14 protein-coding genes are annotated in these 17,499 nt (G+C 66.3%); 9 read left to right on the forward strand and 5 right to left on the reverse strand.

Annotated elements, in window-relative coordinates; genetic code table 11:
• The first annotated feature begins 69 nt into the window (after positions 1-69).
• On the forward strand, positions 70-459 hold the full coding sequence (locus tag ABD301_RS40580) for a MerR family transcriptional regulator (RefSeq protein ID WP_344315349.1): 390 nt from the start codon (positions 70-72) through the stop codon (positions 457-459).
• Positions 460-573: 114 nt separating this feature from the next.
• Positions 574-2,550: an aldo/keto reductase gene (locus ABD301_RS40585; protein WP_344315350.1), complete on the forward strand. Its 1,977-nt coding sequence runs from the start codon at positions 574-576 to the stop codon at positions 2,548-2,550.
• Here the strand turns inward: ABD301_RS40585 and ABD301_RS40590 are convergent.
• The gene (locus ABD301_RS40590) at positions 2,547-3,944 is read right to left on the reverse strand and encodes an amidase (RefSeq protein WP_344315351.1); all 1,398 of its coding nucleotides are present in this window, start codon (positions 3,942-3,944) and stop codon (positions 2,547-2,549) included. The genes ABD301_RS40585 and ABD301_RS40590 overlap by 4 nt on opposite strands.
• Before the next feature lie 92 nt (positions 3,945-4,036).
• Here ABD301_RS40590 and ABD301_RS40595 point away from each other — a divergent pair, with 92 nt between their 5' ends.
• Positions 4,037-4,648, forward strand: a complete 612-nt coding sequence (locus tag ABD301_RS40595) for a TetR/AcrR family transcriptional regulator (RefSeq protein WP_344315352.1) — start codon at positions 4,037-4,039, stop codon at positions 4,646-4,648.
• A 13-nt stretch (positions 4,649-4,661) separates the two neighbouring features.
• Positions 4,662-5,576: an SGNH/GDSL hydrolase family protein gene (locus ABD301_RS40600; RefSeq protein ID WP_344315353.1), complete on the forward strand. Its 915-nt coding sequence runs from the start codon at positions 4,662-4,664 to the stop codon at positions 5,574-5,576.
• Between the two features lie 3 nt (positions 5,577-5,579).
• On the opposite strand, the gene ABD301_RS40605 is transcribed toward ABD301_RS40600, so the two are convergent.
• The 3 genes from ABD301_RS40605 to ABD301_RS40615 all read right to left on the reverse strand — a co-directional run bounded on the left by ABD301_RS40605 (position 5,580) and on the right by ABD301_RS40615 (position 8,989).
• Entirely contained in the window at positions 5,580-7,007 is a 1,428-nt protein-coding gene (locus ABD301_RS40605) for an aldehyde dehydrogenase family protein (RefSeq protein WP_486320509.1), read from the reverse strand.
• An 11-nt stretch (positions 7,008-7,018) separates the two neighbouring features.
• A complete protein-coding gene (locus ABD301_RS40610) occupies positions 7,019-8,281 on the reverse strand; it encodes an MFS transporter (protein ID WP_344315355.1) in 1,263 nt (420 codons plus the stop codon).
• A gap of 105 nt (positions 8,282-8,386) precedes the next feature.
• Complete coding sequence (locus tag ABD301_RS40615; RefSeq protein ID WP_344315356.1) at positions 8,387-8,989, reverse strand: TetR/AcrR family transcriptional regulator; 603 nt, start codon at positions 8,987-8,989, stop codon at positions 8,387-8,389.
• 115 nt (positions 8,990-9,104) lie between these two features.
• Here ABD301_RS40615 and ABD301_RS40620 point away from each other — a divergent pair, with 115 nt between their 5' ends.
• Positions 9,105-9,752: an SCP2 sterol-binding domain-containing protein gene (locus ABD301_RS40620; RefSeq protein WP_279579787.1), complete on the forward strand. Its 648-nt coding sequence runs from the start codon at positions 9,105-9,107 to the stop codon at positions 9,750-9,752.
• On the opposite strand, the gene ABD301_RS40625 is transcribed toward ABD301_RS40620, so the two are convergent.
• The gene (locus ABD301_RS40625; protein ID WP_344315357.1) at positions 9,742-10,746 is read right to left on the reverse strand and encodes a zinc-binding dehydrogenase; all 1,005 of its coding nucleotides are present in this window, start codon (positions 10,744-10,746) and stop codon (positions 9,742-9,744) included. The two genes, ABD301_RS40620 and ABD301_RS40625, sit on opposite strands and share 11 nt — an antisense overlap.
• Before the next feature lie 80 nt (positions 10,747-10,826).
• Here ABD301_RS40625 and ABD301_RS40630 point away from each other — a divergent pair, with 80 nt between their 5' ends.
• From ABD301_RS40630 to ABD301_RS40645, 4 genes are read left to right on the forward strand one after another with little or no spacing between them, the layout of a single operon-like run.
• Positions 10,827-11,795: a helix-turn-helix transcriptional regulator gene (locus ABD301_RS40630; RefSeq protein ID WP_344315358.1), complete on the forward strand. Its 969-nt coding sequence runs from the start codon at positions 10,827-10,829 to the stop codon at positions 11,793-11,795.
• A 54-nt stretch (positions 11,796-11,849) separates the two neighbouring features.
• On the forward strand, positions 11,850-15,155 hold the full coding sequence (locus tag ABD301_RS40635; protein WP_344315359.1) for a glucodextranase DOMON-like domain-containing protein: 3,306 nt from the start codon (positions 11,850-11,852) through the stop codon (positions 15,153-15,155).
• A 40-nt stretch (positions 15,156-15,195) separates the two neighbouring features.
• Positions 15,196-16,212, forward strand: a complete 1,017-nt coding sequence (gene ligD / locus ABD301_RS40640; RefSeq protein ID WP_344315360.1) for a non-homologous end-joining DNA ligase — start codon at positions 15,196-15,198, stop codon at positions 16,210-16,212.
• 32 nt (positions 16,213-16,244) lie between these two features.
• On the forward strand, positions 16,245-17,495 hold the full coding sequence (locus tag ABD301_RS40645; protein ID WP_344315361.1) for an alpha/beta fold hydrolase: 1,251 nt from the start codon (positions 16,245-16,247) through the stop codon (positions 17,493-17,495).
• Positions 17,496-17,499 lie beyond the last annotated feature (4 nt).

The raw sequence follows: 17,499 nt of genomic DNA on the forward strand, positions 1-17,499 counted from the left end.
CGTCCTCTCCAGGTTTCTCGGGCAAAGTCAACCTTGCCTGTTCAACCTGGGTTGAGTTCAAATAGTGTGATGGACGCCCTGATCCCGATCCGCGACCTCGCCGACCATTTCGGCCTGCCGCTGTCGACCCTGCACTACTGGGAGCGGCGCGGCCTGATCCAGCCCCTTCGTCGGGCCGGCCGGCGTTTCTTCGACAGCGAGCAGTTCTATCGGACTGCTCTGGTTGTTTTGTGGCGCACGACCGGCATGATGAGCATTGACGACATCGCGACCGTGCTGGCTGGGCGTACGCAGACTCACGACTGGCGGGACACCGTGGTCGGCCGAGTGCGCACTATCGAGGACCAGATCGCGAAGTTGGACAGCGCGCGAACGTATTTGAATCACTTGTTGACCTGCCGGCATGAGAACGAGTTCGAGAACTGTCCGAAATTCCGCGCTGGGTTCCCGCGGCCGTGAAACGGCTTTCTGTCACATAAAAGCGAAAAGGGGCCGCTTGCGGACAGCGGGGACCCTTCGTGGGCGGGTGGTGGCAGGGTGGTGGTGGGATCGGGCCCGCCATTGGGGAGAAACATGCTGGGCTGGGGAATCGTGGGGCCGGGCAACATCGCCGGCAGTTTTGCCGGTCAGCTGCCACTTTCGCGCACCGGGCGGCTCGTCGCGGTGGCGAGCCGGGACGCGGATCGGGCCGCCGCGTTCGGCCGGGAATTCGGAGCAAGTCGTACGTACGGTGACTACGGGGCCTTGTTGGACGACGATCAAGTCGACGCTGTCTACATCGCAACTCCACACTCCCTGCACCCTATGTGGACGGTGCGGGCGGCCGAAGCGGGCAAACACGTGTTGTGCGAGAAACCGCTGGCGATCAATGCGGCCTATGCGATGGCTGCTGTGGAAGCAGCCCGACGCCACGATGTTTTCCTCATGGAGGCGTATATGTATCGCTTCCATCCGCGGACTCGGCGGCTGGCCGAGTTGGTCGCCGAAGGCGCGATTGGTGTCGTAAGCCAGATCCAAGCGTCGTTCGCGTTCTCGTCGGCTGGCACGAGTGGCCGGCTGTTTGACCCCGCACTGGGTGGCGGTGGCATTTTGGACGTTGGTGGATATCCGGTCTCAATGGCCAGATTGTTGGCTGGCGCGACCGTTGGAACGCCGTTCGCGAATCCGGTGGAAGTGACCGGCGCGGCTCATGTTGGTACGACTGGGGTGGACGAGTGGGCGATCGCCACTTTGCGGTTCGCCCACGGGCTAATGGCGCAGGTGGCCACCGGCGTACGGCTGGCCGCTGAGCACACTGTGAAAGTCTATGGCAGCGAAGGATTCCTGGAGGTGCCCGATCCCTGGGTGCCGTCGCCGGACGAGCCAGCCCGCATCCTGGTGAGCCGGGTGGGGGAGCAGCCGCGCGAGATCGTGGTGGCAGCGGCGGCGCAGTACGCGCTGGAGGCGGACGCGGTGGCGGACCATCTCGCCGCCCGGCAAGCGCCCCAGCTGACCTGGGCGGACAGCCTTGGCAACGCGGCGGCGCTGGACAGTTGGCGAGCGGCGATCGGCCTCACCCTTCCCGCGGACCAGCCGACCGGCCCAGCGCACGGCCGGTCGCTGCGTCGCCGGCCGGACCACCGGATGCGGTACGGGTGGATCGGCGGACTCGACCAGCCGGTGTCGCGGCTGGTCATGGGCGTCGACAACCAGCCCGATCTCGGGTACGCGAGTGTGATGTTCGACGATTTCGTCGAGCAGGGCGGCAATACTTTCGACACCGCTTGGCTATATGGGGGCGGCCGGCTTGAGGAGCTGTTCGGCCAATGGCTGCGCGGCCGTGGAAACCGCGATGAGCTGGTGATCATTGGCAAGGGCGCGCACACTCCACATTGCGATCCCGCCTCCATTGGCCGGCAGTTGGCCCAGAGCCTGGCACGGTTGGGGACGGATCACGTCGATCTTTACCTTATGCACCGCGATAATCTTGAGGTGCCGGTGGGCGAGTTCGTCGAGGCTATGGACGAGCAGCGGGCCGCTGGACGGGTAAGAGCGTACGGCGTCTCCAACTGGACGCCGGCGCGTTTCGACGAGGCAGCAGCGTACGCGTCCGATCATGGTCTGGTCGGGCTTTCGGGCCTGAGCAACCATTTCAGCCTCGCCGAGGCTTACGCCGTGCCGTGGGACGGGTGCGAGCACGTCACCGACCCGCGGTCGTGGCGCTGGCTGCGGGACCGCCAGGTCGCGTTGCTGCCATGGTCCAGTCAGGCCCGCGGTTTCTTCACCGGCCGGGCGCGGCCCGCTGACCGGTCCGACGAAGAGCTCGTACGCTGCTATTACAGCGAAGCCAATTTTGGCCGGCTGGCGCGCGCCGAAAAACTGGCCGCTGACCTCGGCGTCCCCACCACCGCGATCGCCTTGGCGTATGTGCTGCACCAGCCGTTCCCGACTTTTCCGCTCATCGGGCCGCGGACGTTGGCCGAAACCGACAGCTCGCTGCGCGCTCTCGACGTGGAACTCAGCGACGATCAAATGACATGGCTGGCAGGTAACGAGAACGCGGATTCCTAAGCGACCAGCGGGGGCCGCCGGTCTGTCCAAGGTTGGGCTTCCTCCAATTCGTACGCCAGCTCGAACAATGTTCGCTCGTCGCCGACTTTGCTGGCGAACTGGATGCCGATCGGCAGGCCGTCGCTGCTCCAGTGCAACGGGACGCTCATCGCCGGTGCGCCGACCGCGTTGGAAAGCGGAGTCCACGACAAATACCCACTGAGCCGTTCGGTGACAGTGGGCAGGTCAAGTTCGCCAGTGATGTAGCCAATCGGGACAGGTGGCTGCAGCAGGACGGGAGACAGAATGACGTCCAGGTCCGTGAACCAGCGTTCGTACGGTCCGGCCGCTGCCGTCAGGTTGGCGCGGGCGGCGTCGAGGGAACCAGCCGGGAGGCTGCCGGCGAATGCGGCGAACGCGAGGGTCAGCGGTTCCAGGACGGAATCGTCGGGCGCCGTACCGGTGATCGCCGTGATGAGCTGGACTACGTCGAGGGCGCTTGCCGTAAAGACTTTGGTGAATTCGGCGAGGAAACCAGGCCCGTCCAGCGGTAGTGTGGTCGGTACGATCAGGTGGCCGAGTTTTTCCAGCAGTGCGGCCGCCGCGGCTACGCCGGCGGCGACTTCTGGGTCCGGAGCGTGGCCGCTGAGACTGTCCTGCAAATAGCCGATACGCAGTCGGCGGTTGGTCGGCCCAGTCACGTGTCCGACCGGCGAAGTGGAGTCTTTGCGTTCCATCGCGGCGAAAAGGGCGGCAGAGTCGCGGACCGTACGAGCGAGGCAGTGCTCGGTGGTGACATCGAAACCGGCAGCCGGAGTTTGGTTGCCGATCAAGGCGCCGCGGGACGGTTTGAGGCCGAAAAGCCCGCACGCGGAGGCCGGGATCCGGATCGACCCGCCGCCGTCGGCCGCGTCCGCCATCGGCACCACACCAGCGGCTACGGCGGCCGCTGAGCCGCCAGAGGAGCCACCTGAGCTGTGCTCGAGATTCCACGGATTGCGGGTCGGGCCGAAGGCGATGGGCTCAGTGGTGGGCAAATAGCCCATCTCGCCCAGCGCGGTCTTGCCGATGATGATCAGTCCAGCGGCCTCCAGCGCGTCGACCTGCGGGGCGTGGGCGGCGGCCGGCGGAGTGAGGCGGCTGAGCCGCGATCCCCAGCCGGTGACCGAGCCGGCGTAGTCGTACATGTCCTTCAACAAATAGGGCACGCCCGCGAACGGCCCGCTGAGGTCGGCGGTTTTGGCTCTCTCTCGAGCTTGTTCGAAAAGTGCCGTGGTGAGGAAGTTCAGCTGTGGCTGCAGCCACTCAGCGCGCGCGATGGCGTCGTCGACGGCTTCGACGGCGGTGAGGTCGCCGCGCCGGATCATCGCGGCGAGTGCGGTGGCGTCGGGCTCGGTCATGTCAGGCTCTGTCATCAGCGCAGACTCCACATCAGATTCACTAGCGTATCGGATTCATTTGTGTATAGTGACTCGCGTCACGTACGTCGTCAAGGAGAAGTGACGCAATGCCCAAAGGGCCGACCAGGCGGCGACCGCGGACGGTCGCGCGGTTGTTGGACGCGGCCCTGGAGCTGTTCGCCGAACAGGGTTTCGGCAGTACGACCATTGGCCAGGTCTGCGAGCGCGCCGGCTACACCCGAGGCGCGTTCTACTCCAATTTCGCGACCATGGACGACCTTTTCTACGCGCTGTTCGACGCGCACTCCGAAGACGAGGTGGGCCGGTACGACCGGGCGCTCGCCGAGCTCGACGAGGAGGCTGTCTCGCTGGACCGGGTGATAAAACAGCTGGCGCAGGTCGACGCTCACGAAGCGGCCTGGTTCCTGGTTTCCGCCGAATTCACCCTCTACGCGATTCGTCATCCGCAGGCCCGCCAGGTCCTCGCCGAGCACCACGCCCGGCTGCGCGCCCACATCGTGGACCTGCTGGCAAAACTCCTGGAACGCACCGGTCGTACGGTCGCGTACGACCCCGACCAAACCGCCCGTCTGTTCATTTCCATCCGGGACGGCAGCCTCGCGCAAAGCCTGGTCGAGCCGGACCGGCTGCCGGCTGGCCACCTGGAAGAGACCTTCTGGCCGGTCCTGTTCCGTGCTCTTTCCCATCCACCGCAGTAGAAGGAAAACGCCGATGCCGTATCGCCGCTTTGCCTTACTTGTCATGGTCGTCGCGCTGGTCTTCGCCGGTGCCGGCGTGGCATCGGCCGCCGGGCCGCGTTTCCAGGAATATGTCGCGCTCGGCGATTCCTGGTCCGCGGACGTGAACATTCTCAACGTCACCACGAAATACGTCCCGTTCGGCTGCGTGCAGAGTGCCAGGGACTACCCGCATCAGGTGGCCGCCGCGCTCGGCGTGCCCACCTTCCGGGACGCGACTTGCGGCGGCGCGATCACCGACAACATGGCCGGGCCGCAAAGCGCGCCGCTGGGTGGTACGAACACGCCGCAGTTTGATCGGCTCACGACGAAAACCGACCTGGTGACGATTGGCATCGGCGGCAACGACGTGGGTCTGGTCGGGATGGTCGAGGGCTGCATCAGCCTGTTGCCGTCGCTCACGCCGGTGCCCGGAGCGACGCTGCCGAGCCCGCTTGGCGCGTCCTGTCAACCGAAGTTCGTCGTTGGCGGTGTTGACAAGATCTCGCAGGCGATCGCCCAGGCAGCAGCAAAAATCGCCAACGTCATCGCCGGCGTCCGGGCCCGCTCACCGCACGCGAAGATCGAGGTGGTCAACTACATGAACCCGTTCCCGACCGCCGGATGCTACCCGTATATTCAGTTCGCCAACGAGGACATTCCCTGGCTGCGGGCCAAAGTGAACGAAATGGACGCGATGCTGGCCCGGGTCGCGGCCAGCAAGCACGTCGGTCTTCTCAACACCAACACCGGGATGACTGGGCACGACCTCTGCCAGCTGCCCACCAGGCAGTACGTCACGGCCGTCCTGCCGCTGTCCAGCGACCCGCTGATCGCGGTGCCGTTCCACCCGACCCAGCTCGGCGCCAACCATCAGGCGGCCACGATTGTGGCCGCCCTCGGCGGATAGGGATCAGTCCTGCGGGCCGTTGAGCGCAGCCGTCACGACGGCTTCGGCCAGCGGCCCGTACGGCGGAAGCAGCGCCTCGACGAGGTCGTTTTCGCCCCTACGCACCACTCCGCGCGGGTTGGAGAACTCCCGGAAGCCCTCGATGCCGTGGTGGCGACCGGAGCCGCTCTGCCCGATGCCACCGAAGCCGAGGGACGGGAGCGCGCCCTGCAGGGCGCAGGAGTTGACGCAGGCACCGCCTGAAGTCGTCCGGTCAAGGACGTAGTCAGCGACCGAGTTGTCCTTGGAGAAGACGTAAAGTGCGAGCGGGCGTTCGCCGGCGTTGACGTACGCGAGCGCCTCGTCCACCGAGTCGTAAGGCTTGATCGGCAGGATCGGCCCGAAAATCTCCTCCCGCATCAGGGCGAGGTCGTCCGACGGGTCCACCACCAGCGAGATCGGCATCTGTCGGGTGGAACGGTCGATTTTCGCGTCCGGCTCCAGCGAGACCACCTGGCCGTCTTTCTTTCCGGCTTCTTCCAGCAAACCGGTGAGCCGGTCGAGATGACGTTCGCTGATGATGCCGGTGCAGTCGGCCGTGGTGGAATACCCCGGTGTCCGCTCGACGACGTGTTTGTGCGCGAGATCCACAAATTCCTGCATCTTCGCCCGCGGCACCAGGCAGTAGTCCACCGTGATGCACATCTGTCCGTTCTTGATCATCTTGGCGCCGAGGATCTGGCCGACCGTCTCGGCGTCGACACTGTCCTCGTTGACGATCGCCGGATTCTTCCCACCCAGCTCCAAAGTCACCGGCACCAGGTTCTGCGCGGCGGCCACCGCGACCTTGCGGCCGACCTCCGGGCTGCCGGTGTAGAGCAGGTGATCCCAGCGTACCGCCGCGAAAGCGGTGGCCAGCTCGAGTTCGCCGGTCACCACCGCAACGTGGTCGGGGTCGAAGGTCGCGGCGATCATGTCCTTGAGCAGCTCACCGCAGGCCGGGGTGAACTCGGATGGCTTGATGATCGCGCGGTTGCCGGCCGCGAGCATTTCGACCAGCGGGCCCAAAGACAGGTCGAAGGGGAAGTTCCACGGCACGATGTTGCCGACAACTCCTTTGGGTTGGTACGAAATCGCCGCGCGGGCGGATCCGAAAAGGCCGGGGTCGGCCTCTCTTTCCTGCGGTGCGGCCCATTGTGCCAGCTGCTCCGCCGCGTACGCGGCCCGGCCGGCGACGCCCAGCACCTCGATCAGGTCGGTGAACAGCTCCGGGTGCACCGCGAAGTCCGCGGACATCGCGGCCCTGATGCGACTCCGGTTCGCCACCACCAGCTGCGCGAGCGCGCCAAGGTGGGCGCGCCGCTCGTCCAGGCTCGGCGCGCCCTGCTGCCCGAAGGCGGCCTTCTGCGACGCGAAAATCTCGTGCAGCTCGGAAACGGACGTCATTCGCATTCTCCTCAGGGTTATTTGACGCTTTTGATGGGCCAGACAGCCAAAGCGGCGATCACTCCGGTCACCGCCACCAAGGCGTAAAGGGTGACGTAGCCGCCGAGCATGTTGATCACCACACCGCCGAGGGCGGCGGCCAGCACGTACGGCAGCATGTTCGCGATGTTGATGACGCCAAGGTCCTTGCCGCGATCTTCCGGATGCGGCAGCACCTGGGTGATCAGCGCCTGGTCGACGGAAATGTACGCGCCGTAGCCCAGCCCCAGCAGGATGGCGCCCGCGATGGCTCCGGGCATCGTGGGCGACAGCGCGAAAATTAGTCCGGCGATGCCCTGCAGCGTCGACGAGATCATCACCATCCGCTTGCGTCGGCCGGTACGGTCCGACAGCCAGCCCGACGGCAAACAGGCCGCCACCACCGAAACGGTGTAAAGCACGGTGAGAATGAGCGTGCCCAGGTCCGGGTCGACATGGACCCGATCCTTGAGGAACTGGTAAAGATAGAGCTGACCGAGCGCGTTGGACAGCTGGATGAAGAATCTTCCGGTCCACGCCCAGGAAAAGTCGGCATGCTTGAGTGGCTGGACGATCCCGACGACCACCGCCCGCAGATCCAGCGGCCGACGTTGCGCGGCCGTGAGGCGTACGCCCCTGGTGCGCAGCGCGAACGGAATAGCCAGCAACACCACCAAAACCCCCAGCGCGGTGTAGCCGATCGGCACGCCCAGCAACACGGTGGTGACCAGCATGATGCCCAGCAACGGGCCGACGGACTGCGCCACCCCGAACCATGACGAGACTCGGGCGCGTTGTCGTACCGGCACCTCGTCCGGCACGGTCGCGAGAATGGCGGCCGTCATCGAGGAGACGCCGACCTGGGCCACCGCCCAAAAAGCCACCACCAGGAAGACGGTGTGCGCGATGCCTTGCACGATCAGCGCGCCGCCAAAAACGAGCGCGCCGATGATCACCCAGATCTGCCGGCGGCCGCGACGATGCAGCGTACGGTCCGAAAGCTCGCCGGCCAGCACACAAACCACGATCGTGACGACCGCGGCGACGATGTTTGCCAGCGCCTGCGCGCTGACCGCGGCCGCGCTGTTGCCGGTGATCTCGTTGGTCTGCTTGGGAATGAGGATCTGCTGGACCGCGTAATACGCCATATACATGCCAAAAGCGGCTAGCGTCCAGTAGGTGATCCAGCGTGGCCGTACGAGCGTGGTGGGCTCGTCGAAAGCGCGTCGTTCTTGGGTTCCTGCGGAATCGACAGTCGTCATCGCGACTCCTGCCCTGCGGGATGGCGGCCGGCGGCGCAGCCCTGTCCAGAACGAGAGTGATGCCCGTCGCATTCTATGTCAAGGGTCTTGGTCGATTGTCCAACTTCAGTCGGTCGTTCTCCGGGCGGACGCTGCCAGCTGGACGGCGAAATGGTCGAGCACCGCCGTCGCTTCCCCGTTGTCCCGATCGACGATCCACGCGAGCGTGACGCCGTCGAGCATGTTGCGCAGGCTCCGAGCCAGCACCCGCAGCGGCACGGTCCACTCCATCCGAGCTGCCGCGGCGGCCACCTCCAGGAAGTCGATGGCTGCCTCGAGGTAGCCCTCGTACTGCTTGCGGGCCACCTCGGCGAGCTCGGGATCACGCAACGCGTACTGCGTCAGCTCGTACGTGATCTGGTGCTCGCCAGGGTTCTCCTCGACCAGTCGCCAGTACGCCCGCAGGCTCTCCCGAAGGGTGTCCGGCAGGCTTCGATGCGGCCGTACGGCGTCGATCGCGGCCCTTCGGTTGCGCTCGTTGATGGTGCCGATGACCTGCATGAACAGCTCCTGCTTCGAGCGGAAGCAGTAGTGGAAGAAGCCCAGCGGCATGGCCGCCTCGGCGACGATCGCCCGGGTCGATGCCTTGGCCACGCCGTCCCGGGCCAGCACCCGGATCGCCGCGGCCACCAGGTCCTGCCGCCGCTCGTCCGCCGACACCCGCGCCATCGTCCACCCCGATCGTCGGAGTCACCCTACTCGTGAAGACGACCAAGTCGACTGTCTTGGTCAGGCATCCAACCTTCGATGGGGATACCCTCCACAGCGACGAATGGAGGCCGGTGTGGTCGATCTGAGCGAAGCCGCGGTGGCGAGGTTGAGCCCGCGCGAGCTGGTGGCCGCGCTCAAACGGCTGAGCCCGGACGACCCGGCGCTGGCGGACGTGGACATGGAGATGGTGGCCCGCCGGATCGACCCGCGGCGGCTGAGTCGCAGCGAGTTCGCCGACCTGCTGTCCGCTATCGACACCCTGGCCGCCGGCGGCGCGAAAGTCGACCTGTCCACCATGGACGCCGCGACTTTCCTGCGGATCATTGGCAAAGCGTCCGGCAGCCAGATCGAGGCGGCGACCGCGGTGCCAGCCGTACGCCGGCGGATCCTGGACGAGCTGTTCCGCCGGATGGCCGACTACTTCCGGCCCGAGCGGGCCCGGGATGGCCGGGTGGTCATGCAGTTTCGGGTGACCGGCGGCAGCGGACCTGGCGGCCTTGACCACTACAGCGTGGTGATCCAGGACCGCGCCTGTACGGTGTCGAAGAATCCCAGCGATGACGCCAAAACCACCATTACGACCGGCCCGGCGGACCTGCTGAGGCTGGCCACCGGGTCGGCGTCGCCGGCGATGATGTTCCTCCGCGGCAAGGTGAAAGTGGACGGCTCGCTGGGCTTCGCGTCCGGTTTTATGGCTATGTTTGAGATGCCTAAAATCTGATCAGTACGTTGCCGCGGTGCTTGCCGGCGAGCAGCTCGTCCAGCGCGCTCGCGGCGACGTCCAGGCCGCCGTCCAGGATCGTTGCCGGGTAGGCGATCTCGCCGCTCGCGAGCCACCGACCGTAATGCGAGTTCCACGCCTGGATCTGGGCGGGCGTGTGCGGGGTCGGGAAGGGCTTGATCACCAGCTCCTTCACGATCGCGGTCATGATGTCCAGCCGCGGATGCGCGCCGACGCCGCTGTCGAGTTGTCCAGCCAACGCACCACAAAGCGCGAACCGCGCGGCGTACGCGGCGGCTTGCACAGCCGCCTCGAAAGTGTCGCCGCCGACCGTGTCGAAGAAAACGTCGATTCCGTCCGGCGCGGCCGCCCGGAGCTGGCCGAGCAGGTCGCCGTCGCGGTAGTTGATCGCCGCGTCGAACCCGAGCTCGCCCGTCAAGTAGTCGACCTTCGCCGCGCTGCCGGCCGAACCGATGACCTTCGTCGCGCCGACCGCCTTCGCGATCTGCCCGGCCAGCGACCCGACGCCGCCGGCCGCGCCGGACACGAAGACCACGTCACCCGGCTTGACCTCGGCGATGTCCACGATGCCGTGGTACGCGGTGACGCCCTGGTTCAGTGCGTAGTAGGCCGCCGGCAGCGCCTTATCGACTGGATACGCCTGCGCCGAGGTCAGTACGGCGTACTCCTGCCAGCCCGCCCGATGCACCACTTCGGTGCCCACCGGCAGTGCCGGATCGCGCGACTCCACGACCGTACCGACGGCCGGCCCCCACGGCGCCTCGCGGAGCTGGTAGCCGGGCATCGGCAGCCCCGGATCCTGCCGCATCAGGTCCGCCGTTACGGCGGTGAGCTGCAGATACGTCGTACGTACGAGGACCTGGCCGGCATCCAGGCTGGGCAGGTCGACCTTGTCGATCGCGGTCAGTCCGACGGTGGATTCGGTGCCGGTGCGGTGCTGCGAAAGGGCGACGCGGCGAGTGTTCGTGGTCATCGTGACTCCTTGTTTCGTTGGTTCCGAGAACGACGTTAGGAGTCATGGCGGACAGATCTTGTCCGCTAGTGTGGACTGTTATGTGGGACACCGCCGGGCGACTTCTGCGCGTACTCGAACTGCTGCAGCAACGGCACGAATGGGGCGCCGCCGAGCTGGCCGAACGACTCGGGGTGTCCACTCGTACGATCCGCCGGGATGTCGACCGGCTGCGGGCGATCGGCTATCCGGTCGACGCGCGTTATGGCGCCGACGGCGGCTATCACCTCGCTCCCGGCGCCAATTTGCCGCCGCTGATGTTCGACGCCGACGAGGCGGTGGCCACCGTTCTTGCCTTACAGGAGTTCAATGTCTCCGGTGCGGAGCTGGTCAGCGGCAGTGCCGTACGAGCGCTGACGAAGCTCGCCGCGGTGATGCCGCGCCGGCTGCGCGGTCAGGTGGAGGCGCTGGTCTGCCAGGTCCGGCACACCCCGCACGGCACGATGCGCGGCCAACGGCCGACCCCGGTCGCGGTGGAGACCCTGATCGCCGTCGCGGTCGCCTGCCGGGAGCGGCGCCGGGCCACCGCTGCGTACGACGGCGCCGACTGCCTGCTCGACCCGCTGAGTCTCGTACGCGCTGGTCAGCGGTGGTATGTCGTGGCATGGGAGGTCAACTTGGCACAGTGGCGAACCCTGCGCGTCGACGAGCTCACCGACTTCACCGCGACCGACCGCCCGGCCGCCGACCGTGAGCCGCCGAGCCCGGATCTTGAGGCGTACGTGGTGGAACACCTGGCCATCCAAACCCAACAGGTCCACGCGACCGTACGCGTCGAGGCGCCGGTCGCCGCCATCGAGATGTGGATCGACCCGGCCTGGGGCTGGATTGAGCCGGTTGGCGACACGGCGTGCGTACTGCACGTCGGCGCGGACTCACTGGCCAGCGTCGCGCGCTGGTTGCTGCTGCTGAACGCCGAACTGACCATCGTGGAACCAGCCGAACTGGCCACCGAATACCGCAACCTCGCCGCGGTGGCCCTGCGCGCCGCCGACAGCTTCAGCCCTTAGGGGGGCGCAGAACATACGTAGACACCGGTGGCGGGAGGTGATGTGATCTGCCGCATGCGCTTACTCGCGGCGGTGGTCGTTTCTGGGTTGACGGCGGCTTTTCTGGCGGGGGCGCCGCCGGCCGCCGGAGCGGTGATTGCGGCGCCCGGTGAGCCGGGGACCACTTCGCATTTTGACAACGCGCGGAAGGACTGCGTTGGTACGGCCGCGGGCCGGCAGTCGAAGGTGTGGTTCACCGTCGCCGGCGGCATGTTGTCCGACGTTTACAGTCCCACCGTGGACAACACGAATGTCGAAACGATGCAGTATGTGGTCACCGACGGCCAGACATTCACCGACCTGCAGAGCCGGGATATGACTTATTCGGCGCGCAAGGCCGATCCGTCCGGGATGTCCTGCGAAGTGGTTGCACAGCCCAAAAACGGCCGATATCGGATCGTGACGACCTATGCCACGGATCCGGACCGGGCCGCGGTGGTGATGGCCGTCCGGTTCGAAGGGGCGACCCGCGGGCTGAAGCTGTTCGTACGGCTGGACCCGAGCGTGAATGGCAACGGCGGCGGTGGCGGTACGAACGGTGGCGCGGACGATGCGACAGCCCAGACCGCCGCGTTGACCGCCGCCGACCCGAACACCGTGACGAATGCGGCGAATCGCGACTATGCGCTGCCAACATCCTTGGCGTTGCGGGCAAACCGGCCTTTCACCGAGGCGTCGGCTGGTTTTGTTGGTACGCCAAGTGACGGCCTGACGCAGTTGGACACCGCGCGCGGATTGACGCCTGCGTACGGGAGCGCTCAGCACGGCAATGTGGAGCTGACCGGCGGGTTGGATACCAGCCACGGCCCGGTCACGCTGGCGCTGGGTTTTGGCCGTAACGCTGACCAATCGGTTGCCGTCGCGGGTGCCGCGCTGGCCTGGCCCTTCGGCTTCACGCTGGCTCGATATGCCGCCGGCTGGGCCGCGTATGACCGGCAGCTCCGGCAGCCGCCGACGACCTTCCCCGGCGTCTCGCCGGCGAAAACGCAGGAGCTGCGGTCGGCGTATTGGCTGAGCGTGAATGTGGTGAAAGCCAGCGAGGACAAGACCTTCCCGGGCGCGATCGTCGCGTCGCTGGCAAGTCCATGGGGTCAGGCGGTCAGCGCGGCCGACAATCCAGACGGAAAGGCGGTCTATTTTGGCTCGTACCGAGAAGTTTTCGCACGAGATCTCTACGAGGCGTACACTGGGTTGCTGACCGCCGGTGATATTTCCACGGCTCGTGACACGGTCCGTTTTCTCTTTGACCACCAGCAGCTGGCGGACGGCCGGATGCCGCGAAATTCGCTGCTCAACGGCAAGAAAGCGCCGGACACCGGTGGTGACCAGCTGGACGAGTCGGCCTATCCGATCCTGATGGCCTATCAGGCCGGCCTCGCCGGCGATGCCGCGCTGTGGCCGAAAATCCGGCAGGCCGCCGACTTCGTGGTCGCGCACGGGCCGTCTTTTGGCTCGGAGCGGTGGGAAGAGCAGGGCGGCTACTCGCCCTCCACGATCGCCGCCGAGATCGCCGGTCTGGTCGCCGCCGGCCGGATCGCCGATCTGCACCAAGATCCCGCCGCGGCCCGCGTTTACCGCGCGACCGCTGACTATTTCCAGCGCTCGATCAAGGGCTGGACGGTCACCACCTCCGGCCCGTACCTGCCCGGGCGGTATTTCCTTCGACTGTCCAAAACAGGTGACCCGAATGCGGCTGTCTCGTACAGTCTGGGCAACGGCAGCGTCACCGCCGATCAGCGAGCGGTGGTCGACGGCGGTTTCCTTGAGCTGGTACGACTGGGAATCCTGCCCGCCAACGACCCGGACGTGACGCGGTCGTTGCCGGTGGTGGACCAGGCTATTGGCCGGACGACGCCATCCGGGCAGGGCTTTTATCGTTATGGCACCAGCCAGTCCGGCAGCGAAGACGGCTACGGCGACTGTTATGAACCGGATCCGACCACGTGTACGCCCAATGGCAAACCATGGCCGACAGGGAACAGCGGTTCTGGGCACCTGTGGCCGGTGCTGTCCGGCGAGCGGGCCGAGCGCCAGCTCGCGGTGGGGGACCAGTCCGGCGCGGCCGCGCTGTTGGCGGCGATGCATTCGTACGCCTCCGGAGTGGGGCTGGTTCCCGAACAGGACTGGGAAAATCCGGACCTGCCGGCCTCCCCGTACGGCACCGCGCCGGAAACCGCGTCGCTTGGATTCCACAATGGACAGGCGGCTGGTTCGGCCTCGCCGCTGACCTGGGCGCAGGCGCAGGAGGCGCGGCTGACGCTGTCGATCGGACGGACCACCCCGATCGAGCAGCCGGACATCGTCCGCTCGCGCTATGTCGCGCATCCCGCACCGACCGCGCTGGCATTGACGATTACTTCCCCGGCGCCAGGAGTTTCCACACCTGACGCGAAAATTCAAGTGACGGGCAAGACCATAGCTGGCGCGACGGTTAGTGTGGCATCCACTCCTACGGAAATCGCTGGCAGCCCGGGGCTGGTCACGACGACCGCCGGCGCGGACGGCTCGTACGCCGCGACGGTGCCACTGGGTTTTGGCGCCAACACGATCACCGCGGCCGCCAGCAAGGGATCGGCGACCGGTTATGCGCAGGTGTCGATCAGCTCGGACGCGGTCCCTGGCACGGTGGTGTTGGACACCGCCGATCCGGCCGGCGACGACGCCGGACCGGGCACGTACGCGTACCCGACCGCGAGCGATTTCCAGGCAGGTGCCTTTGATTTGACCCGCTTCCAGGTGATCAACGCCGGTGCGACCACCTATTTACGAGCGACTCTGGCGGACTTGACGCCGACCTTCGGATCCCCGCTCGGCGCGCAACTGCTCGATGTTTACGTACGTGACCCGGCAAAGGGACCGGATGCCACGACAGCCGCGTACCCGTCCCGAAACTATGCAATCGCCGCCGACTCGGCATGGTCGCGGTTCATCGAGGTGCAAGGCTTCGCCGACCCGGTTTTCACCGACGCGAGCGGCACTTCGCTCGGTCCGGTCAGCGTGACCGCCAGCCAGGTCTCGAAAACCATCACGATGGCGGTGCCGACCGCCGCCCTGGGCACCCCGACCAGCGGCTGGGTTTTCACCCTGGCGCTGCATGGGCAGGACGGATTCACCACAGACAAGGCCCGGGCTTTCGCCGCCACCGCGCAGCCTTACGCCTTCGGGGTGTGTAGGGGCGGCGTGAGTTCACCGATCTGCGCGCTTGATCCGAACGGCGTTCCCAAGCTGATCGACACCATCCCGCCAGCCGGGGTCAGCCAATCCGCTGAGTTGGACCCGACGGCCGGTCCGGTCACCCTGCACGGCTTCCCAGTGCCGTAGGCCGCCTGCGTCTATTGTGCGGTAAGGGCTGGTCAGGGGGATGGTTGTGGGAGATCCGTGGGCGAAGATCGATCCGAGCCGGCTGCGACCGTTGGGCGCGGCCGGCTTTCAGGAGCCGATGCTGGCGACGCTGACCGATCGGCGGTTCAGCGACCCGGACTGGATTTTCGAGCGCAAGCTGGACGGGGTCCGGGCGATCGTCGTACGGGACGGCGGCCGGCCGCAGCTTTTCTCACGTAACAACAAGACCATGGACCGGGCGTATCCAGAGCTGGTCGACGCGCTTGACGACCAGCCGGAGACCCGGTTCGTCGCGGACGGCGAGATCGTCGCCTTCGACGGCCGGCAGACCAGCTTTTCTCGCCTGCAACCAAGGATGCACCTGACCGACCCGGCGAAGGCGCGGGCAACTGGCATCGCGGTTTTCCTCTATTTGTTCGACCTGCTGGCGTACTCATCGGTCGACCTCACCCAGTTGGACCTGCGGGCCAGGAAAACCTTGTTGCGGGCCGGTTTCCATTTCGATGACCCGATTCGTTATGCCAGCCACCGCAACGAGAATGGCGAGGATTTCTACCGGCAGGCATGCGCGTCCGGCTGGGAGGGCCTGATTGCCAAGCGGGCCGCGTCCACGTACCAACACGGCCGGTCGAAAGACTGGCTGAAGCTCAAATGTTCGTACGGTCAGGAGTTCGTGGTCGGCGGTTTCACCGACCCGCAGGGCTCGCGCTCGGATTTCGGTGCGCTGCTGATGGGGCACTATGCGGACGGCGACCTGCACTACGCCGGCAAAGTCGGCACCGGTTTCGATCAACGCACCTTGCGTGACCTTCGCCGCCGGATGGAGCCGCTGATCCGGTCCACCTCGCCTTTTTCGCACCCGGTCCGGGACAAGGTCGACGAACGGACCGTGCACTGGGTGGAGCCGGAGCTGGTCGTACAAATCGAGTTCAGCGAGTGGACCGGCGACGGCCGGCTCCGGCATCCACGTTTTGTTGGGCTGCGGCAGGACAAACCCGCTCGCGAGGTGGTACGTGAAGCCGGGCCGGCACTTTAAAATAGACCTAAACTGTTTCAGAAGGGTGAGCCTTGAAACTTCCAGGCCTGGTGCTGACCGACCATGTCTTCGCTGTGCCGTTGGACCACACTGATCCAACCGGGCGGGCCATCGAAATCTTCGCGCGCGAGGCGGTCTCGCCGGACAATGCCGGCAAGGAGGTGCCTTGGCTGCTCTTCCTGCAGGGTGGGCCGGGCGGCAAGTCGCCGCGGCCGACCGGTGCTGACAGTTGGCTTGGCCGCGCCGTGAAAACTCACCGGGTCCTGCTGCTCGACCAGCGCGGCACAGGCCGCAGCACGCCGGTGACGGCGCGTACGGTCCGCGGCATGGACGCCGCCGCGCTGGCCGCGTACTTGCGCTGTTTTCGGGCTGACAGCATTGTCGCTGACGCCGAGCTGATCCGAGCCCAACTGCTCGGTGAAGCGCAGTGGGAGACCCTCGGGCAGAGCTACGGCGGCTTCGTCACGTTGACGTATTTGTCGAAGGCGCCCGAGGGCCTGAGGGCGTGCTATGTCACCGGCGGACTGGCCGGGCTGACGGCCACCGCTGACGAAGTGTACGCCCGCACTCTTCCGAGAGTGGCGGCCAAAAACGCCGCGTACTATCGGCGCTATCCGGAGGATGTGGCGGTGGTCCGGCGGATTGCCGACCATCTGGAGTCCGCGGACGTACGGTTGCCCGACGGCGACCGGTTGACCTCTCGGCGTTTTCGGCTCATCGGCAGCTCGTTTGGCATGAGCGACGGCTATGAGCGGGTGCACTGGCTCCTGGAGGAGGCGTGGCATGGCGACGAGCTCGCCGACGGATTCCGCCACCAGATCATGTCCGCGACCGGATTTGTCGACACTCCCATTTACGCGCTGCAGGAATTCACGTACGCGCAGGGAAAGGGCGCGACCGCCTGGTCGGCGCAGCGGGCGATCGCGGACCTGCCGGAGTTCTCTCCCGAGGCGGATCCGCTGCTGTTCACTGGCGAGACGATGTTTCGTTGGATGTTCGACGAAATCGCCGCGTTGCGCCCTTTCGCCGGTGCCGCCGATCTGTTGGCGGCGGCCGATGACTGGCCGCCGCTCTACGATCTCGAACGGCTCGCCAGCAACCAGGTTCCGGTGGCCGCGGCCGTCTATTTCGACGACATGTACGTGGATTCGGGGCTACAGCTGGAAACCGTACGCGCGATCGACAACGCGCGGGCCTGGGTGACCAACGAGTTCGAGCACGACGGCCTTCGCCAAGGCGGAGTCCTCGAACGCCTGATGGACATGGTCGCCGGCCGTTGTTAGCGGA

The sequence above is a fragment of the Fodinicola feengrottensis genome (genome assembly GCF_039530045.1).
Classification (GTDB): Bacteria; Actinomycetota; Actinomycetes; order Mycobacteriales; family HKI-0501; genus Fodinicola; species Fodinicola feengrottensis.

What these genes read in the sequence shown, in the direction of transcription:
- ABD301_RS40580 (WP_344315349.1), top strand. Translation starts at nt 70, where the DNA reads ATGGACGCCCTGATCCCGATCCGCGACCTCGCCGACCATTTCGGCCTG.
- ABD301_RS40585 (WP_344315350.1), top strand. Translation starts at nt 574, where the DNA reads ATGCTGGGCTGGGGAATCGTGGGGCCGGGCAACATCGCCGGCAGTTTT.
- ABD301_RS40590 (WP_344315351.1), bottom strand. Translation starts at nt 3,944, where the DNA reads ATGACAGAGCCTGACATGACCGAGCCCGACGCCACCGCACTCGCCGCG.
- ABD301_RS40595 (WP_344315352.1), top strand. Translation starts at nt 4,037, where the DNA reads ATGCCCAAAGGGCCGACCAGGCGGCGACCGCGGACGGTCGCGCGGTTG.
- ABD301_RS40600 (WP_344315353.1), top strand. Translation starts at nt 4,662, where the DNA reads ATGCCGTATCGCCGCTTTGCCTTACTTGTCATGGTCGTCGCGCTGGTC.
- ABD301_RS40605 (WP_486320509.1), bottom strand. Translation starts at nt 7,007, where the DNA reads ATGCGAATGACGTCCGTTTCCGAGCTGCACGAGATTTTCGCGTCGCAG.
- ABD301_RS40610 (WP_344315355.1), bottom strand. Translation starts at nt 8,281, where the DNA reads ATGACGACTGTCGATTCCGCAGGAACCCAAGAACGACGCGCTTTCGAC.
- ABD301_RS40615 (WP_344315356.1), bottom strand. Translation starts at nt 8,989, where the DNA reads ATGGCGCGGGTGTCGGCGGACGAGCGGCGGCAGGACCTGGTGGCCGCG.
- ABD301_RS40625 (WP_344315357.1), bottom strand. Translation starts at nt 10,746, where the DNA reads ATGACCACGAACACTCGCCGCGTCGCCCTTTCGCAGCACCGCACCGGC.
- ABD301_RS40630 (WP_344315358.1), top strand. Translation starts at nt 10,827, where the DNA reads ATGTGGGACACCGCCGGGCGACTTCTGCGCGTACTCGAACTGCTGCAG.
- ABD301_RS40635 (WP_344315359.1), top strand. Translation starts at nt 11,850, where the DNA reads ATGCGCTTACTCGCGGCGGTGGTCGTTTCTGGGTTGACGGCGGCTTTT.
- ligD (WP_344315360.1), top strand. Translation starts at nt 15,196, where the DNA reads ATGGTTGTGGGAGATCCGTGGGCGAAGATCGATCCGAGCCGGCTGCGA.